Annotated in this window: 12 protein-coding genes and 1 tRNA gene; 9 read left to right on the forward strand and 4 right to left on the reverse strand. The window is 67.4% G+C overall.

The window, feature by feature from the left end; translation table 11 throughout:
• Positions 1–30: 30 nt before the first annotated feature.
• Together Q4610_RS09610 and Q4610_RS09615 are read right to left on the reverse strand one after the other, a co-directional pair.
• A complete protein-coding gene (locus Q4610_RS09610; protein ID WP_304535728.1) occupies positions 31–1,485 on the reverse strand; it encodes an AMP nucleosidase in 1,455 nt (484 codons plus the stop codon).
• 84 nt (positions 1,486–1,569) lie between these two features.
• Positions 1,570–2,052: a peroxiredoxin gene (locus Q4610_RS09615; protein WP_304535729.1), complete on the reverse strand. Its 483-nt coding sequence runs from the start codon at positions 2,050–2,052 to the stop codon at positions 1,570–1,572.
• A 145-nt stretch (positions 2,053–2,197) separates the two neighbouring features.
• Here Q4610_RS09615 and Q4610_RS09620 point away from each other — a divergent pair, with 145 nt between their 5' ends.
• The 9 genes from Q4610_RS09620 (at position 2,198) to trxA (ending at position 15,695) form a co-directional block, all read left to right on the forward strand.
• Positions 2,198–2,758: a YqgE/AlgH family protein gene (locus Q4610_RS09620; RefSeq protein WP_304535866.1), complete on the forward strand. Its 561-nt coding sequence runs from the start codon at positions 2,198–2,200 to the stop codon at positions 2,756–2,758.
• Between the two features lie 134 nt (positions 2,759–2,892).
• The gene (ahcY, locus tag Q4610_RS09625) at positions 2,893–4,311 is read left to right on the forward strand and encodes an adenosylhomocysteinase (protein ID WP_304535730.1); all 1,419 of its coding nucleotides are present in this window, start codon (positions 2,893–2,895) and stop codon (positions 4,309–4,311) included.
• Positions 4,312–4,475: 164 nt separating this feature from the next.
• Positions 4,476–6,824 carry a PAS domain-containing sensor histidine kinase gene (locus Q4610_RS09630; RefSeq protein ID WP_304535731.1) on the forward strand — a complete coding sequence of 783 codons (2,349 nt, stop codon included), beginning with the start codon at positions 4,476–4,478 and terminating at the stop codon, positions 6,822–6,824.
• Positions 6,817–7,275, forward strand: a complete 459-nt coding sequence (gene tsaE, locus Q4610_RS09635) for a tRNA (adenosine(37)-N6)-threonylcarbamoyltransferase complex ATPase subunit type 1 TsaE (RefSeq protein WP_304535732.1) — start codon at positions 6,817–6,819, stop codon at positions 7,273–7,275. Before Q4610_RS09630 ends, tsaE begins: the two co-directional genes overlap by 8 nt.
• On the forward strand, positions 7,272–8,258 hold the full coding sequence (locus Q4610_RS09640) for an aminoglycoside phosphotransferase family protein (protein WP_304535733.1): 987 nt from the start codon (positions 7,272–7,274) through the stop codon (positions 8,256–8,258). The genes tsaE and Q4610_RS09640 overlap by 4 nt, the downstream gene beginning before the upstream one ends.
• The gene (locus tag Q4610_RS09645; protein ID WP_304535734.1) at positions 8,255–8,965 is read left to right on the forward strand and encodes a nucleotidyltransferase family protein; all 711 of its coding nucleotides are present in this window, start codon (positions 8,255–8,257) and stop codon (positions 8,963–8,965) included. Before Q4610_RS09640 ends, Q4610_RS09645 begins: the two co-directional genes overlap by 4 nt.
• Positions 8,958–11,927: a double-strand break repair protein AddB gene (gene addB, locus Q4610_RS09650; protein WP_304535735.1), complete on the forward strand. Its 2,970-nt coding sequence runs from the start codon at positions 8,958–8,960 to the stop codon at positions 11,925–11,927. The genes Q4610_RS09645 and addB overlap by 8 nt, the downstream gene beginning before the upstream one ends.
• The gene (gene addA, locus Q4610_RS09655) at positions 11,908–15,348 is read left to right on the forward strand and encodes a double-strand break repair helicase AddA (protein ID WP_304535736.1); all 3,441 of its coding nucleotides are present in this window, start codon (positions 11,908–11,910) and stop codon (positions 15,346–15,348) included. Before addB ends, addA begins: the two co-directional genes overlap by 20 nt.
• A gap of 26 nt (positions 15,349–15,374) precedes the next feature.
• Positions 15,375–15,695 (forward strand): thioredoxin, encoded by a 321-nt coding sequence (gene trxA / locus Q4610_RS09660; RefSeq protein WP_304535737.1) that lies wholly within the window; start codon positions 15,375–15,377, stop codon positions 15,693–15,695.
• 159 nt (positions 15,696–15,854) lie between these two features.
• On the opposite strand, the gene Q4610_RS09665 is transcribed toward trxA, so the two are convergent.
• Together Q4610_RS09665 and Q4610_RS09670 are read right to left on the reverse strand one after the other, a co-directional pair.
• Positions 15,855–15,931, reverse strand: a tRNA-Pro gene (locus Q4610_RS09665).
• A 280-nt stretch (positions 15,932–16,211) separates the two neighbouring features.
• Positions 16,212–16,424, reverse strand: a complete 213-nt coding sequence (locus Q4610_RS09670) for a hypothetical protein (protein WP_304535738.1) — start codon at positions 16,422–16,424, stop codon at positions 16,212–16,214.
• Positions 16,425–16,553: the final 129 nt, after the last annotated feature.

Genomic DNA, 16,553 nt, shown 5'->3' on the forward strand with positions numbered 1-16,553 from the left:
CTGACCGGATTGTCCGACCGGCCAAGGGGCTCAGCGGAAAGGCGGTTCGTTGAAGGCCCGCAGCTTGCGGCTGTGCAGCTTCGCGCCCTGTTGCCGCAGCAGTTCACAGGTCATGAGGCCGACGCGCAGATGGCCAGCGATCGCTTCTTCATAGAAACGGTTGGCCTGGCCGGGCAGCTTGAGTTCGCCATGGATCGGCTTGTCCGACACACAGAGCAGCGTGCCATAGGGGACGCGGAAGCGATAGCCCTGCGCCGCGATGGTGGCCGATTCCATGTCGATGCCGACCGCGCGCGACAAGCTGAAGCGCAGGGCGGAGCTGGAATAGCGCAGTTCCCAGTTACGGTCGTCGGTGGTGACGACGGTGCCGGTGCGCAGGCGCCGCCGGAAATCCTCCGGGTCGCCGCCACCCAGCACGGCTTCGGCGGCGCTGGCCATGGCGACCTGAACCTCCGCGATGGCGGGCACCGGGATTTCGGGGGGCAGCATGTCGTCCAGCACCTTGTCATCGCGCAGATAGGCATGGGCAAGGACGTAATCGCCGATCCGCTGGCTGGGGCGCAGGCCGCCGCAATGGCCGATCATCAGCCAGGCTTCGGGCCGCACCACGGCGAGGTGATCGCAGATCGTCTTGGCGTTGGACGGGCCGACGCCGATATTGACCAGGGTGATGCCGCTGCGGTCGGGGGCGATCAGATGATAGGCGGGCATCTGATGCTTGCGCCAGGCGCTGTCGGCGATCATGCCGTGGGGATCGGCGGTTTCGTTCGTCACATAGACGCCGCCAGCGCCCGACAGCGCGGTGAAGCGGGTGCCGTCCCGCTGGAGTTCGGCGCAGGCCCAGGCAACAAATTCATCGACATAGCGGTGATAGTTGGTGAACAATATGTAGCGCTGCACATGTTCGGCCGGGGTGCCGGTATAATGTTTCAGCCGCGCCAGCGAGAAATCGGTGCGCAGTCCGTCGAACAGGGCGAGCGGCCGGTCGCCAGCGGCATTGGGCATGAAGAGGCCGTCGGCGATCTCGTCCCCGATCTCGGCCAGTTCGGTGGCCGGGAAATGGCGCGCCAGTTCGGTCGGCGGCGTGCCGTCCAGCGCGCTCATGTCCAGGCCGTCGAGCACATAGGGGAAGGGGATTTGCTGGTCGCTGGGGCCAACCTCCACCTCCACGCCATAGTCGCGGACGAGCAGGTCGATCTGTTCGGCCAGATAATCGGCGAACATCGCGGGGCGGGTGATGGTGGTGACGTAACGGCCCGGTTTCGACAGGCGCGCAAAGGACCGGCCCGGCGGCGGCGCGTCGCTGCCGTCATGATAGGTGACGCGCAGTTCGGGATAGCAATAGCGCCGGTCGCTGCGCGCTTGCGGCGGCGGGATGCTGCCATCGCTGGCATAGGCGCGCATCGCGTCCCGCAAGGTTTCAATGGATGTCTGATAGATATGGTCGAGTTGCGCGACCGTTGCGCTGCCGATGCTTTGTGTCATCGCCCCCTGTTACCGCCTTTGCGTGACGGAAGAAAGACGGGAAAGGACGCGCGCCCGATCATCGGCCGGGCGCGCGTCGCCAAATCAGAGCTGGCCCAGCAGATGTTCGGCGGAGGAGAGTTTGAAGTCGCCGGGCGCTTCGACATTGAGTTCGGCGACAACGCCGTCCCTGACCAGCATCGAAAAGCGCTGGCCGCGCTCGCCCAGGCCGAACTTGCTGCCATCCATGGTCAGGCCCACCGCCCTGGCGAAATCGCCATTGCCATCGGCCAGCATCGTGACCTTGTCATCCGCGCCGGCCGACTTGCCCCAGGCGCCCATGACGAAGGCGTCATTGACGGCGGTGCAGGCGATTTCATCGACACCCTTGGCCTTCAGCTCTTCGGCCTTGTCGATGAAACCGGGCAGATGCTTGGCCGAACAGGTTGGCGTGAAGGCGCCGGGGACAGAGAAGATCGCCACGGTCCTGCCGGCGAAATAGTCGTCCGATGCAACGGCTTCGGGGCCGTTTTCGGTCATTTTGGTGAAGGTAGCGGCGGGAAGTCGGTCGCCCTTGCTGATGGTCATGATCATATCTCCTGGCCTTTGACCCGGCGGGAGGTCGGCGCTGGAGGCCGCTCTGTCAAGACGCGGCCGGGCGAATATGGCGCGCCGCGCGATGATTGCGGTCGCGCGTGCTTGGCAAGCCCGGTCGGTGGCCTATATTCGCCGCATGGACCAGACGCGATTTTATGGCGGGCATTTCCTGCTTGCCCTTCCCGGCATGGAGGACATGCGGTTCGATCATTCGGTGGTGGCGCTGTGCGTCCATGACGACAATGGCGCGCTGGGCATCGCGGTGGGGGAGGAAATAGAGGGGGTGAGCTTTCGCACCCTGCTGGACAGTTTCGACATCGACGGCGCGAATGTCCCCGATGTGCCGGTGCTGCGCGGCGGGCCGGTGGAGCCGCGACGGGGCTTCGTGCTGCATTCGCTCGATTGGGGCGGGCAGGATATGATCGATGTCGGGGGGCGCTGGGGCCTTTCGGGATCGCTCGACATATTGAAGGCGATCGCCGAAGGGCGGGGCCCAAGCCGCTACCTGATCGCGCTGGGCTATGCCGGATGGGGCGCGGGACAGTTGGAGCAGGAGATGCGGGGCGAAAGCTGGTTTCTGGCGGATGCCGACGCGGACCTGCTGTTCGACACGCCCGCGCGGCGCAAATGGGCGGCGGCCTTCGCCGCGTCCGGGGTCGATTCGGCGCATCTGGTGAGCGGGGCAGGATCGGCCTGAGCGGCCCGCAGGCACATAAAGAAAACTTTATATAGGGTTGCCAGAGGCGATGGCGGTTGGTAAGGGCCGTCCTATCGCCACCGTCCGGCTGACCGGCATCGGGGGCACAATTCTAAGTTAACGGAGACACGCTCGTGGCCACCGCACCCGCCACCCAGGCGCAGGATTATGTGATCGCCGACATTGGCCTTGCCGCTTTTGGCCGCAAGGAAATGGACATCGCCGAAACCGAAATGCCCGGCCTGATGGCGCTGCGTGCGGAATTCGGTCCGTCGCAGCCGCTGAAAGGCGCGCGCATCACCGGGTCGCTGCACATGACGATCCAGACCGCCGTGCTGATCGAAACGCTGACGGCGCTGGGCGCGCAGGTCCGCTGGGCAACGTGCAACATCTATTCCACGCAGGACCATGCCGCCGCCGCGATCGCCGCGTCAGGCGTGCCGGTGTTCGCCATCAAGGGCGAAACGCTGCAGGAATATTGGGATTATGTCGAGCGCATCTTCGACTGGCACACCGATGAATCGGGCGTCGCCAACATGATCTTGGACGATGGCGGCGACGCCACCATGTTCGCCCTGTGGGGCGCGCGCGTCGAAGCGGGCGAGGAACTGTTCACGCCGTCGAACGAGGAAGAGGAAATCTTCTGTTCGGTGCTCAAGCGCGTGTTGAAGGAACGCCCCGGTTTCCTGACCAAGACCGTCCAGTCGATCAAGGGCGTGTCGGAAGAAACCACCACCGGCGTCCATCGCCTGTACGAACTGGCCAAGAAGGGCAAGCTGCCCTTCCCGGCGATCAACGTGAACGACAGCGTCACCAAGTCGAAGTTCGACAATCTCTATGGCTGCAAGGAAAGCCTGGTCGACGCGATCCGTCGCGGCACCGACGTGATGCTGGCCGGCAAGATCGCCTGCGTCGCGGGCTTTGGTGACGTTGGCAAGGGGTCCGCCGCCTCGCTCCGCAATGGCGGCGCGCGCGTGATGGTCACTGAAGTCGATCCGATCTGCGCGTTGCAGGCGGCGATGGAAGGCTATGAAGTCGTGACGATGGAAGAGGCCGCGCCGCGCGCCGACATCTTCGTCACCGCGACCGGCAATGAAGGCGTGCTGACCGTCGATCACATGCGCGCGATGAAGAATATGGCGATCGTGTCCAACATCGGCCATTTCGACAGCGAGATCGAGATTGCCGGCCTCGCCAACATGAAGTGGACCGAGATCAAGCCGCAGGTCGACGAAGTCGAATTCCCCGACGGCAAGAAGATCATCGTCCTGTCGAAGGGCCGTCTGGTCAACCTGGGCAACGCCACCGGCCATCCCAGCTTCGTCATGTCGGCCAGCTTCACCAACCAGACGCTGGCGCAGATCGAGCTGTGGACCAAGAGCGAGCAGTATGGCAACGACGTCTATGTCCTGCCCAAGCATCTGGACGAAAAGGTCGCCGAACTGCATCTGGAAAAGCTGGGCGTGAAGCTGACCAAGCTGAGCCAGCGCCAGGCCGACTATATCGGCGTGCCGGTGGAAGGCCCGTTCAAGCCGGATCATTATCGCTACTAAGAAAGAGCGATAAGCGACGGAAAAGGAGGGAGGCGGAAACGCCTCCCTTTTTTCTTGGTGGTCTTTTTCTTGCCGGGCCGCTTCCCGATGGACCTTTTCTGGGTTAGGCCCAGGCGACATATGAACAGGGACAGGCAGGTTCGGCGGGCCGGAGGGTGGATGTCATGACGACTTTGTCCCCCTATGCCGCGATCATATTCGGCATGGTGCTCGCCGCCTGGCTGGGCGCGGCCGTCTGGGCACTGGCCAGCGGCCAGCGGATGCGGCGCGAAGGCACGCAGGCGCAGGGCAAGCTGGACCGGCTGGCGGTGCTGATGGCGTCGGCCCCTGCGGCGCCGGTCATCATTCATCCCGATGGCCGGCTGGAGGCCGCCGATCGCCTGGCCAAATGGCTGGGCAAGCCGCGGGTGCCGACCTTCGCATCCGAACTGACCGATGCCGATGGCGGGCTGGAACCGGAGGATGCCGCCGCGCTGGCGCGCGAGATCGCGTCCGCCCAGCGCGCGGGCAAGAGCTTCGCGCTGCCGGTGCGGGGCCAGGGATCGTCCCGCCTGCTGCTGGTGCGTGGCGCGCCCGCCGGGCCGGGACTGGCCGAAAGCGGCGGCGTGGTGCTGTGGATTTTCGACGCGACCGACAGCCAGGCCGAAATTCAGGATCTGAAAAGCCATGTCGACCAGTTGCGTGACGCGCTGGAGGCGCTGGCCGGGCTGGTCGAGGCGGCGCCCTTCCCGATGTGGCATCGCACCCCCGATTTGCGCCTCAGCCTGGTCAACAGCGCCTATGTCCGTGCGGTCGATGGCGAAGATGCGGCTGATGTGATCGCCAACGGCATCGAACTGGTCGAAATGGCGGGCGGCGTCAGTCCGCAGGCCGCCGCCGCCGAAGCGGTGGCGCAGGATGCCCCGGTCGAACGGATGGTGCCCGCGACCATCGATGGCGAACGACGGACGATGCGGGTGGTCGACGTGCCGCTGGGACCGGCGGGCGTGGCCGGCTATGCGGTCGACCAGCATGAACTGGAACAGGCGCGGGTCGAACATCGCCGGCTGGAAACGGCGCAGCGCGACCTGCTCGACCGGCTTTCGGCGGGGGTGGCGCGCTTTGGGCCCGACCGGGCGCTGCGCTTCTGGAACCAGCCCTTCATCAGCCTGTTCGCCCTGCGGCAGGATGCGCTGGCCGACGCGCCTTTGTTCGAACGGGTGCTGGACCAGATGCGCGACGCGCGCCGCCTGCCCGAACATCGCGACTTTCCCGCCTGGCGCACCGAGCGGCGCAACTGGTTCCTGTCGCCCGATGCGCAGGAGGAGAATTGGCTGCTCCAGGACGGCACCCATTTGCGCGTCTATGCCCAGCCCTTGCCCGATGGCGGGCTGCTGCTGATTTTCGAGGACCGGACCGAGCAGGTGCAATTGTCGAGCGCGCGCGACACGCTGCTGCGGGTACGGACGGCGACGTTCGACAATCTGTTCGAATCGATCGGCGTTTTTTCCGCCGATGGCCGGCTCCAGATGTGGAACAGCCGGTTCCGCACCATATGGGGCGCGGCCGAGGATCTGCTGGCGTCGCATCCGCGCATCGACGACCTGATGCGCGCGGTGCAGGGGCAACTGGCAAAGCCCCAGCAGAGCAACCTGGTGCGCGAACTGGTGCGCGCCGCCACGGTCGAGCGCAAGCAGCGGGCGGGGCATGTCGGTTTTGCCGATGGCCGGCTGTTCGAATTTGCCGCCATTCCGCTGCCCGACGGCAATGCGCTGTTCACCATGCTGGATGTGACCGACAGCCGCCGGGTCGAACAGATGCTGCGCGACCGGAACGAGGCGCTGGAGCAGGCGGACAAGGTCAAGACCGCCTTCGTCACCAATATGAGCTATGAATTGCGTACCCCGCTGACCACCATATCGGGTTTCGCCGAGATGATGAGCGCGGGCTATGCCGGGGCGCTGAGCGAAGCGGCGCAGGGCTATGTCGACGGCATCCTGCAAAGCACGGCGCGATTGTCGATGCTGATCGACAATGTGCTGGACCTGACGCAGGGCGAGGTCGGCACGCTGGCGATCGATCATATGCCGGTCGACCTGGCCATGGTGGCGCGCGCGAGCGCGGAGCGGCTGAAACCCGAAGCGAGCGCCAAGGGCATCGATCTGGCCACCTCCTTGCAGGGGAGCCTGGGCAGCGTGCAGGGCGACGCGCGACGCATCGGCCAGGCGATCGACCATCTGCTGGAAAATGCGATCCGCTATTGCGGCAAGGGCGCCCGCATCCTGCTCCATGGCGACGGCACGGCGGACAAGGCGCGGATCGTCGTGTCGGACAATGGCCCCGGCATCGCATCCGGGCAGCAGAAGGCGATTTTCGATCCCGCCGCCCGCGCCGATCAGGCGCGCAATGGCGGGCGGGCGGGGATCGGCCTGCCGCTGGCGCGCCAACTGGCCGAAGCGCATGGCGGCACCCTGACCCTGGTATCGCGGCCGGGGCAGGGGACGATGGCGACGATCGAACTGCCGCGTGGCTGAGGCGGTGATCGACCTTGCCGGCGAGGCGGCGATGCTGGACCTGGGCCGGCGGATCGCGGGCCATGCGCGGATCGGTGACGCGATCGCGCTGGAAGGCGGGCTGGGCGCGGGCAAGACGACGCTGGCGCGCGGCATATTGGAAGCGCTGGGGCTGGCGGGCGAGGCGCCCAGTCCGAGCTTTGCGATCGTCCAGCCCTATGACGTGCCGGAGGTGCGCCTGCCGGTCGCCCATGTCGATCTCTACCGGCTGGACGGGCCGGAGGAGGTGGAGGAACTGGCGCTGGGCGATTATCTGATGGACAGTCTGCTGATCATCGAATGGCCCGACCGGCTGGGCGATCGGTTGTGGCCTCATGCGCTGCGCCTGACCATCGAGATGGCGGCGGACGACGCGCGGCGCTTGACAGCGGCCGTGCCGGACGCTTGGACGGAGCGATGGTCACAGATATGATCCCCCCCGCCGCCGCGCCCGCCTTCCTCGCCGACGCGGGCTGGGGTCAGGCCGCCATCGTGCCGCTGGCCGGCGACGCATCCTTCCGCCGCTATTTCCGCGTGCTCGACGGCGGCCGCCGTGCGGTGCTGATGGACGCGCCGCCGCCGCATGAGGACCCGCGCCCCTTCATCGCCATCGCCGAACATCTGCTGGCCGACGGCTTTGCCGCGCCCCGGATACTGGCGCGCGACCTGGACCGGGGGCTGGTGCTGATCGAGGATTTCGGCGACCTGCGGGTCAAGGAACATCTGGACGATCAGCCTGACGCGGAACTGTCGGTCTATGCCCGCGCCATCGACCTTCTGGCCGACCTGCACCGCCTGCCCGCCGCCGATGTGCCGCCCTATGACCGGGCCGTCTATCAGCGTGAAGTCGGGTTGCTGACCGACTGGTATTGCCCGGCGATCGGTCTGGATGTGGACGTGGATGCCTATGTCCGCGCCTGGGACGCGGTGCTGCCGCTGGTGGAGCGGTCGGCCAGCCCGACCGTGACGGTGCTGCGCGACTATCATGCCGAAAATATCATGCTGATCGACCGGGACGGCTCGCATGGCCTGGGCCTGCTCGATTTTCAGGACGCGCTGGCGGGCCACCCGGCCTATGATCTGGTGTCGCTGTTGCAGGATGCGCGGCGCGACGTGCCGGTCGATGTGGAAGCGGCGATGCTGGCCCGGTACAAGGTCCTCGCGTCGCCGCCCGCCGATTTCGACGCCGCCTATGCGGTGCTGGGGGCGCAGCGCAACGCCAAGATCATCGGCATCTTCACCCGCCTGTGGCAGCGCGACGGCAAGCCGCGCTACCTCTCCTTCCTGCCGCGCATGTGGGGGCTGCTGGAGCGTGATCTCGCCCATCCGGCACTGGCGCCGGTGGCCGACTGGTTCGCCGCCAATATCCCCGCCGACCAGCGCCATCATGCGCTTGCGGAGGTTGCGCCGCTATGATCGATACCGCGATGCTGATGGCTGCCGGGCTGGGCAAGCGGATGCGCCCGCTGACCGCCACCCGGCCCAAGCCGCTGGTCAAGGTGGCGGGCAAGCCGCTGATGGACCATGCGCTCGACCGGCTGGAAGCGGGCGGGATCAGGAAGGTCGTGGTCAATGTCCATTATCTGGCCGACACGGTCGAAGCGCATCTGAAGGCGCGCAAATGCGGGCTGGACTTCGCCATTTCGGACGAACGCGCCAGGTTGCTGGAGACGGGCGGCGGGCTGATGCGAGCGAAGGCGCTGCTGGGCGACCAGCCATTTTTCTGCGCCAACAGCGACAATCTGTGGATCGACGGACCGCAGGAAACGCTGGGCGTGATGCGGCGGTTGTGGAACCCGGCGCAGATGGACGCGCTGCTGCTGCTGGTGCCGCTGGCGCGCGCGAACTGCCATAGCGGGCCAGGCGATTTCCATATGGCCGCCGATGGCCGGCTGAGCCGGCGCAAGACCGCCCATGTCGCGCCATTCGTGTTTACCGGGGTACAGATCATGTCGCCCGCGCTGCTGGTCGATCCGCCGGACGACGTGTTTTCGACCAACATCTTCTGGAACCGCGCGATCGAGGCCGGGCGGCTCTACGGCGTGTCGCATCCGGGGCTGTGGTTCGACGTGGGCACGCCCAAGGCCATTCCGGTGGTGGAGTCGATGCTCGCTTATGGGTGATCGGGCCCGCCCGGCGCTGTTCAGCATCCCGGCGCACCGCGCCTTTGCCGACGCGCTGGTCGCGGGCCTGCTGGCGCAGCATCGTGGGCATCCGATGGCGCTGGCGCAGGGCATGGTGCTGCTGCCCAATAATCGTGCGATCCGGGCCGTGAGCGACGCCTTCGTCCGGCAATCGGGCGGCGGGCTGCTGTTGCCCCGGCTGGTGGCGATCGGCGACCCGGACCTGGGCGAGCAGGTCGGCGGCGCGCTCGATCCGCTGGGTGAGGACGATGCCGTGCCGCCCGCGATTGCGGCGATGCGACGCCAGATGATCCTGGCGCGCCTGGTGCAGCAGGCGAAGCCGGACGTGGATGCGGGGCAGGCGCTGCTGCTGGGGCAGGCGCTGGGCGCGGTGCTGGACCAGATGCAGGTGGAGCGGGTGGAACCGGCCGCTCTGCGTAACCTGACCCTTTCGGATGAACTGTCAAGACACTGGCAGACATCGCTGAATATATTCGAGATTGTAATCGCGCGCTGGCCCGATGAGCTGGCCCGGACCGGTTGCATTGACCTTGCCGACCGGCGCAACCGGCTGTTCGACCGGCTGGCCGCGCGCTGGGCGGCGCATTCACCGGCGGGCTTCGTCGTGGCGGCCGGCATTTCGACCACCGCGCCCGCCGTCGCCGGCCTGTTGCGGCGGATCGGCATGATGCCTGGCGGGATGGTGGTGTTCGCCGGCCTCGACCAGCAGATGGACGAGGAAGCGTGGGACGCGATCGGCCCGTTCGATCCCGACCCGCTGACCGGCCAGCGCAAGCCGGGGCATGAAAGCCATCCGCAATATGCGCTCAAGCGCCTGCTGGACGGCATGAGCGCGACGCGCGACGATGTGGCGCAATGGCGCTGGGGCAGCGAGCATGATGCGCGGGCGGTGCGCGGGCGCAATATTTCCAACGCCATGCTGCCACCCAGGCTCACCAGCCGCTGGCGCGATCTCAAGACGGCGGATCGTTCGCTCGCCGGAGTCGAGGCATTGGAGGTGGCGACACCGGGCGAGGAGGCGCAGGCCATCGCCATCGCCCTGCGCGAGGCGCTGGAAACGCCCGAACGCACCGCCGCCTTGGTGACGCCCGACCGGCAACTGGCGACGCGCGTGTCGGCGCATCTGCGCCGCTGGGGGATAGAGGCGGACGACAGCGCCGGGTCGCCCCTGTCGCGGCTGTTGCCCGGCACATTGCTGATCGCGATGGCGCAGGCCGTGGCGGAGCGGTTTGCGCCGGTGCCGCTGCTGACCCTGCTCAAGCATCCGCTGGTGATGAAGGGGACGGGGCGGCTGGACTGGCTCGATGGCGTGCGCGCGCTCGACCTGCTGCTGCGCGGGCCACGGCCGCAGGCGGGGCTGGTCGGCATCGACCTGCTGATGCATCCGCGTGAGGACGACCGGCAGCGGGTGTTGCGGGACCAGGTGCGCGACTGGTGGCCGGGCGCGCGGGCGCTGCTGGAGCCGCTGGAGACGGCCTTTGCAAGCGCCGCCGACCTGGCCGGGCAACTGGCGGCGCTGCGTGAACAGGCGGGCGCGCTGACTGGCGATGCCGTCTGGGCCGGGCATCAGGGCCATGCCGCCGCCGACCTGTTTGCGGAGATGGAGGCGGCCGCGCCGGAAGGGCCGCGTCAGGCCGATCCGCGCGCGCTGCCCGCGCTGCTCGACCATATGCTGGGCGGCGTGTCGGTGCGCCCGCCGCAGGGCGGGCACCCGCGCATCGCGATACTGGGGCTGATCGAGGCGCGGCTGATGCAGGCGGACCTGATGATCCTGGGCGGCCTTAACGAAGGCACCTGGCCGGGCCTGCCCGCGCCAGACCCCTGGCTGGCGCCGCGCATCCGGCGCGAACTGGGACTACCGGGGCTGGAGACGCGCATTGGTCTGGCCGCGCATGATTTTGCCGGTGCGCTGGGCGCGCCCCATGTGCTCATCACCCGCGCGCGGCGGGGGAGCGGCGGGCCGGCGGTTGCCTCGCGCTTCTGGCTGCGGCTGAAGGCCATGGCCGGGTCGCAATGGAAGTCGGCGGATCGCTATGCCGGCTTGGCGCGGGCGATCGACACGCCGGCGGCCTATAGCCCGGCCAGGCGTCCCGCCCCCGCGCCGCCCGCGTCGGCGCGGCCCAAGGTCATTCCCGTCACCGATGTCGACCGGCTGAAGGCCGATCCCTTCGCCTTCTATGCGCGGCGCGTTTTGCGGCTGGCGCGGCTCGATCCGGTCGATGCCGATGCCGGACCGGCGTGGCGCGGGACGGCGGTGCATGACATATTGCAGCGCTGGGCCGAGGCGGGAACACTGGACCCCGCCGATCTGGAGGCGCGCGCCCGCGCCATGTTCGACCAGCCGCAGGTCCATCCATTGCTCAAGGCGCTGTGGCAGCCGCGCCTGATCGAGGCGATCCGCTGGATCGCGGCGGAAGTGGCAAGCGACAAGGCGGAAGGGCGCACCATATTAGCGGTCGAGCAGGAAGGACGGGCGGAGATTGCCGGGGTCGAGTTGATGGGCAAGGCGGACCGGGTCGACCGGCTTGCCGACGGGACGTTGGGGATCATCGACTACAAGACAGGAAAACCGCCAAGCGCGCGTCAGGTCAAGGGCGGCTACGCGCTGCAACTGGGGCTGCTTGGCCTGATCGCCGAACATGGCGGTTTCGCCAATGTGGGTGGCAAGCTGGTCGCGGGTGATTTTGAATATTGGTCGCTTGCCAAGAAGGGCGACAATTTCGGCTATCGCGAACGGCCGGTCGATCCGCTGGGCAAGCGGGACAGGATCATCACTGCCGATTTTACGACCATCGCCTATGACCAGTTCGCGGACCTTGCGCGCGACTATCTGCTGGGAACGGCACCGTTCCGCGCGGAGATCAATCCCGAAGTCGCCAATTATGGCGATTATGACCAGTTGATGCGGCTGGAGGAATGGTATGGCCGCGACGATGGCTAAGGCCGCTTCCCCCTTGCAGCGCCTGCTGGGCGATCAGGCGCGCGCCGCCGCGCCCGACGCCCATGTCTGGCTGTCGGCGTCCGCCGGTACGGGCAAGACCCATGTGCTGACCGCGCGCGTGTTCCGCCTGCTTTTGCAGGGGGTGCGGCCGGAAAATATCCTGTGCCTGACCTTTACCAAGGCGGGCGCGGCGGAAATGGCCGATCGCATCCATGACCGGCTGGCCGCCTGGGTGCAGATGGACGACAAGGGGCTGTTCGCCGATCTGGAGGCGCTGGGCGAGGAATCCGGGCCGCCCGCGCGTGACTATGCCCGCCGCCTGTTCGCCGAAGTGCTGGAATCGACCGGCGGCGGCCTGCGTATCCAGACCATCCATGGCTTTTGCCAGCAATTGCTGACCGCCTTCCCGCTGGAGGCCGACCTGGCGCCGGGCTTCCGCCCGCTCGACCAGCGCGAACAGTCCGGCCTGGCGCGGCAGACGCTGGCCGATCTGGTGGTGCGCGCGCAGGAACAGGGCGACGACGCGCTGATGTGCGCGCTCCAGGCGCTCAGCCTGCGGCTGGGCGAGGGCGGGGCGGAACAGTATCTGTTGCGCTGCGCGGCGCGGGGCGAGGCGCTGGACGGGCTGCCGGAAGCGATCGCGCCCTGGCTGGCGACGGAACTGGGATTGCCGGACGGCGATATCGATCAATGGCTGGCCGAACAATGCCGGGACGACCTCTTCGACATGCGGGCGCTCGACTGGATCGTGCGCGCCAATGTCGATTGGGGCAAGGCGCGCGCACTGGAACGGTGTGACCGGATCGCGGCGTGGCGCGGGCTGGACCCCGCCGGGCGGGCGGCGGGGCTGGCCGACCTGCACCGCGCCTGGGCCAAGGCGGATGGCGATTTTCTGGAGAGCAAGGGCTATGTCCCGCCGATGGACGGCTATGCCGACATGGCCCGGCGGCTCTACGACCGCTGCGGCGCCCTGATCGCGATGAAGCTGCGCGCTGATTATGCCGCGCTGCTCGCAGAGGCGCTCCATGCCGGGCGAGCCTATGCGCGCGCCTATGCGCAGGCCAAGCGGCTGGCCGGGGCGGTGGATTTCGACGATCTGATCGCGCGCGCCGCCAGCCTGCTGGAACAGGACGGCATCGCCGAATGGATCCGCTACAAGCTGGACCAGCGGATCGACCATATATTGGTGGACGAGGCGCAGGACACCAACGCCGCGCAATGGCGGATCGTCCGCACGCTGGCGGAGGAATTTTTCGCGGTCGAATGGGAGCCGGGGCAGAAAGTCCGCACCATCTTCACCGTGGGCGATTTCAAGCAGGCGATCTTCGGTTTCCAGGGCACCAGTCCCGCCAATTTCGCCGCTGCCCAGCTCTTGTTCGAGCGGGACGCCCATCGGTCGGGTCATGACTTCTTCAACCTCTCGCTCGACCGCAGTTTCCGCTCGACGCCGGCGGTGCTGGACGTGGTGGACCGCACCATCGCCACCCTGCGCGGCGAGCGGCTGGGGCTGGAGAGCGGGGACGTGCGCCACATCAGCGCCAACCGTCATCCCGGCGAAGTGCTGCTGTGGAAGCCGGTGGTCGCCAACCAAAGCGAAGAAGCCGGGGGCGAGGAGGATTGGGCCGACGATCAGGAGCGGATGCTGGCGCAGAATATCGCCCGGCAGATACGCCAGTGGATCGACGACGGGCTGATGCTGGAAAGCCGGGGCCGCCCGGTGCGCGCGGGCGACATCATGATCCTGGTGCGGCGGCGCAGCGAACTGGCGCGGCTGATCGTCGCGCGCCTCTATGAAGAACAGGTCGCGGTGGCGGGGATCGACCGGCTGCGGCTCAATGCGCCGCTGGCGGTGCGCGATCTGCTCGCCGCATTGCGCTTTGCGGTGCAGCCGGAGGATGAACTGAACCTCGCCGCGCTGCTGGTGTCGCCGCTGATCGGCTGGACCCAGGACGAACTGATGACCCGCCTGATCGGGCGCAAGGCGGGCCTGTGGCGGCATCTGAACCAGACGCTGGACGATGCTGTGCTCAGGCCGCTGCGCGACCTGCTGGGCGTCGCGGATTTCACCACCCCCTATCGCTATCTGGAGGCGATCCTGTCCGGGCCGATGGACGGGCGGCGCCGGCTGATCGCGCGGCTGGGGGCGGAGGCGGCGGACCCGATCGAGGAATTGCTGAACGCCGCGCTCGCTTTCGAGAGCGACGACCATCCCTCGCTCCAGCGTTTCATCGACTGGTTCGACCGGGGCGAGGTGGACATTGTGCGCGATGCGGCGGCGGCCGGCGACATGCTGCGGCTGCTGACCGTGCATGGGGCCAAGGGGTTGCAGGCGCCGATCGTCATACTGGCCGACGCCTGCCTTGATCCCGATGCGGGCAACCGGGCGGATTGGCTGCTGTGGAACGGGCTGCCGGTCCTGCCCCCGCGCAAGGCGGAAAAGCAGGGACCGATCGGGGATGTCGCCGAAGCTGCGGCGCGGGTCGAGCGCGAGGAGCATTGGCGGCTGCTCTATGTGGCGCTGACCCGCGCCGAAGAGAAGCTGATCGTCGCCGGATCGCTGGGGCCGCGCGCCAGGGGAGAGGTGAAGCCGGAAAGCTGGTTCGCCGCCGTCGAGGGCGCGATGGTGTCGCTGGGCGCGGAATGGGATGCCGATCCGATCTGGGGCGCGGCGCGGCGCTGGCGGGGCAGCGAGCAACTGCCACCGAAGAAGGCGGAACCGGAAACGGCGATGGTGCAGGCGGCGCTGGCCGAACCGGACTGGCTGCGCCAGGCGGCTCCGGCCGAGGCCCGCCCGCCGCGCCCGCTCGCGCCATCGGCGCAGGTCGAGGATGATGTGCCCTATCCGCCGCCGACCCCGGCGATGCGCGCGGCGGCGGAGCGCGGTCGCTGGCTTCACGCCCTGTTCGAACGATTGCCCGCCATAGCGCTGGATCGCCGGCGCGACGCGGCCGACCGTTGGCTGGCGCAGCAGGGGCTGGCCGATGCGGAGCAGCGTCATGACGTCATCGGCCAGGCGCTGCGGGTGATCGAATCGCCCGATTTCGCAGCCTTGTTCGGGCCCGACGCGCTGGCCGAAGCGCCGATCGCGGCGGTGGTCGGGGACGCGGTGATCGCCGGCACGGTCGATCGGCTGTGCATCGGGCCGGACCGGGTCCAGTTCGTCGATTTCAAGACCGGACGGGTCGTGCCGCTCAGCCTGGCGGACGTGCCGGACGCGCATGTGCGGCAGATGGCGGCCTATGCCGCCGCGCTGGGCGTGATCTTCCCCGACCGCATCATCGAGGCGGGGCTGCTCTATACCAGCGCGCCACGCCTCATCAGCCTGCCGCCCGCGCTGCTGGCGGCGCACAAGCCGGGCTTTGCGCCCGCGCAGGAGAATTTGCCGCTGTCGCCCGTTGAGCCGGACGGGCGCGCATCCTAGATACGTCCCAACCAAAGGAGATACGCATGGCCACCAAGGCAGTTACCGATGTCAGCTTCAAGGCTGACGTGATCGATTCCGACAAGCCCGTGCTTGTCGATTTCTGGGCCGAATGGTGCGGCCCGTGCAAGATGATCGGCCCCGCCCTGGAGGAAATCTCCGAGGAACTGGCCGACCGGCTGGTCATCGCCAAGGTCAATATCGACGAAAATCCCGACGCGCCGGGCCAATATGGCGTGCGCGGCATCCCGACGATGATCCTGTTCAAAAATGGCGAAGCGGCCGCCACCAAGGTCGGCGCCGCACCCAAGAGCGCGCTCAAGGGCTGGATCGAAAGCGTCCTGTGAGCTGATGAACGGCCGGCCTGTGCCAGCGGTATCAGGCCGGCCGCCCGCACGGTCGACGACAGGCCGCGCATGCCGGCGCGCATCGCAGGGGCGGGCATGCGCGGGCAGGACAAGCCGGAAAATATCGGGCCGGAAAATGTCGGGCCGGAAAATATCGGATGGTCGGGGAGACAGGATTCGAACCTGCGACATCCTGCTCCCAAAGCAGGCGCGCTACCAGACTGCGCTACTCCCCGACGAGGGGTCGCCTTAGCGGGGAAAAGCGAGCGGCGTCAATCGCGATCGGCCGGTTGGCGAAAGAAAAGCCACTTCGGCAGGATGATACCATTGGCCCGGCCCGACTGACGGGATGACATGCCCTTTTCGTCCGCTACTCTTCGGGACGGACGAGCGGGAAATCGGTGCCATTGCCTGGTTCGGCGCATGGGTTCGGCGCATCCGTTCCGGGCATCCACATACGAAAAGGGCGGGCCGCAGGGAGCGGCCCGCCCTTCGAATATCTCGCTAATGCGAATATTACATCGCGTTCGCGGCGTTCCCGGCAACGTTGGCGGCGTTAGCAGCTTCGTTGGCGGCGTTCGCGGCGTTGTCAGCAGCGTTGACGGCGTTTTCGACAACGTTCTCGACGACAGCGTTCGAAGCGTTCGCGGTCTCGTTGGCCGGCTTCTCACCGCAAGCGGCGAGGGCCATCAGGCTGGCCGAAGCGAAAACAACTGCGATCTTCTTCATTGTGTACGGCTCCCATAGCATTATGCCGCGTCAGGCACTTTACATGTGACCCTACGCGAGCGACCCGCATTAACGTGTGCGATGCACAAATCAATGCTTTTCTGCGCCGGTGAAACGAAGGAATCACGC

Source organism: Sphingobium cyanobacteriorum (assembly GCF_030580935.1).
Taxonomy (GTDB): Bacteria; Pseudomonadota; Alphaproteobacteria; order Sphingomonadales; family Sphingomonadaceae; genus Sphingobium; species Sphingobium cyanobacteriorum.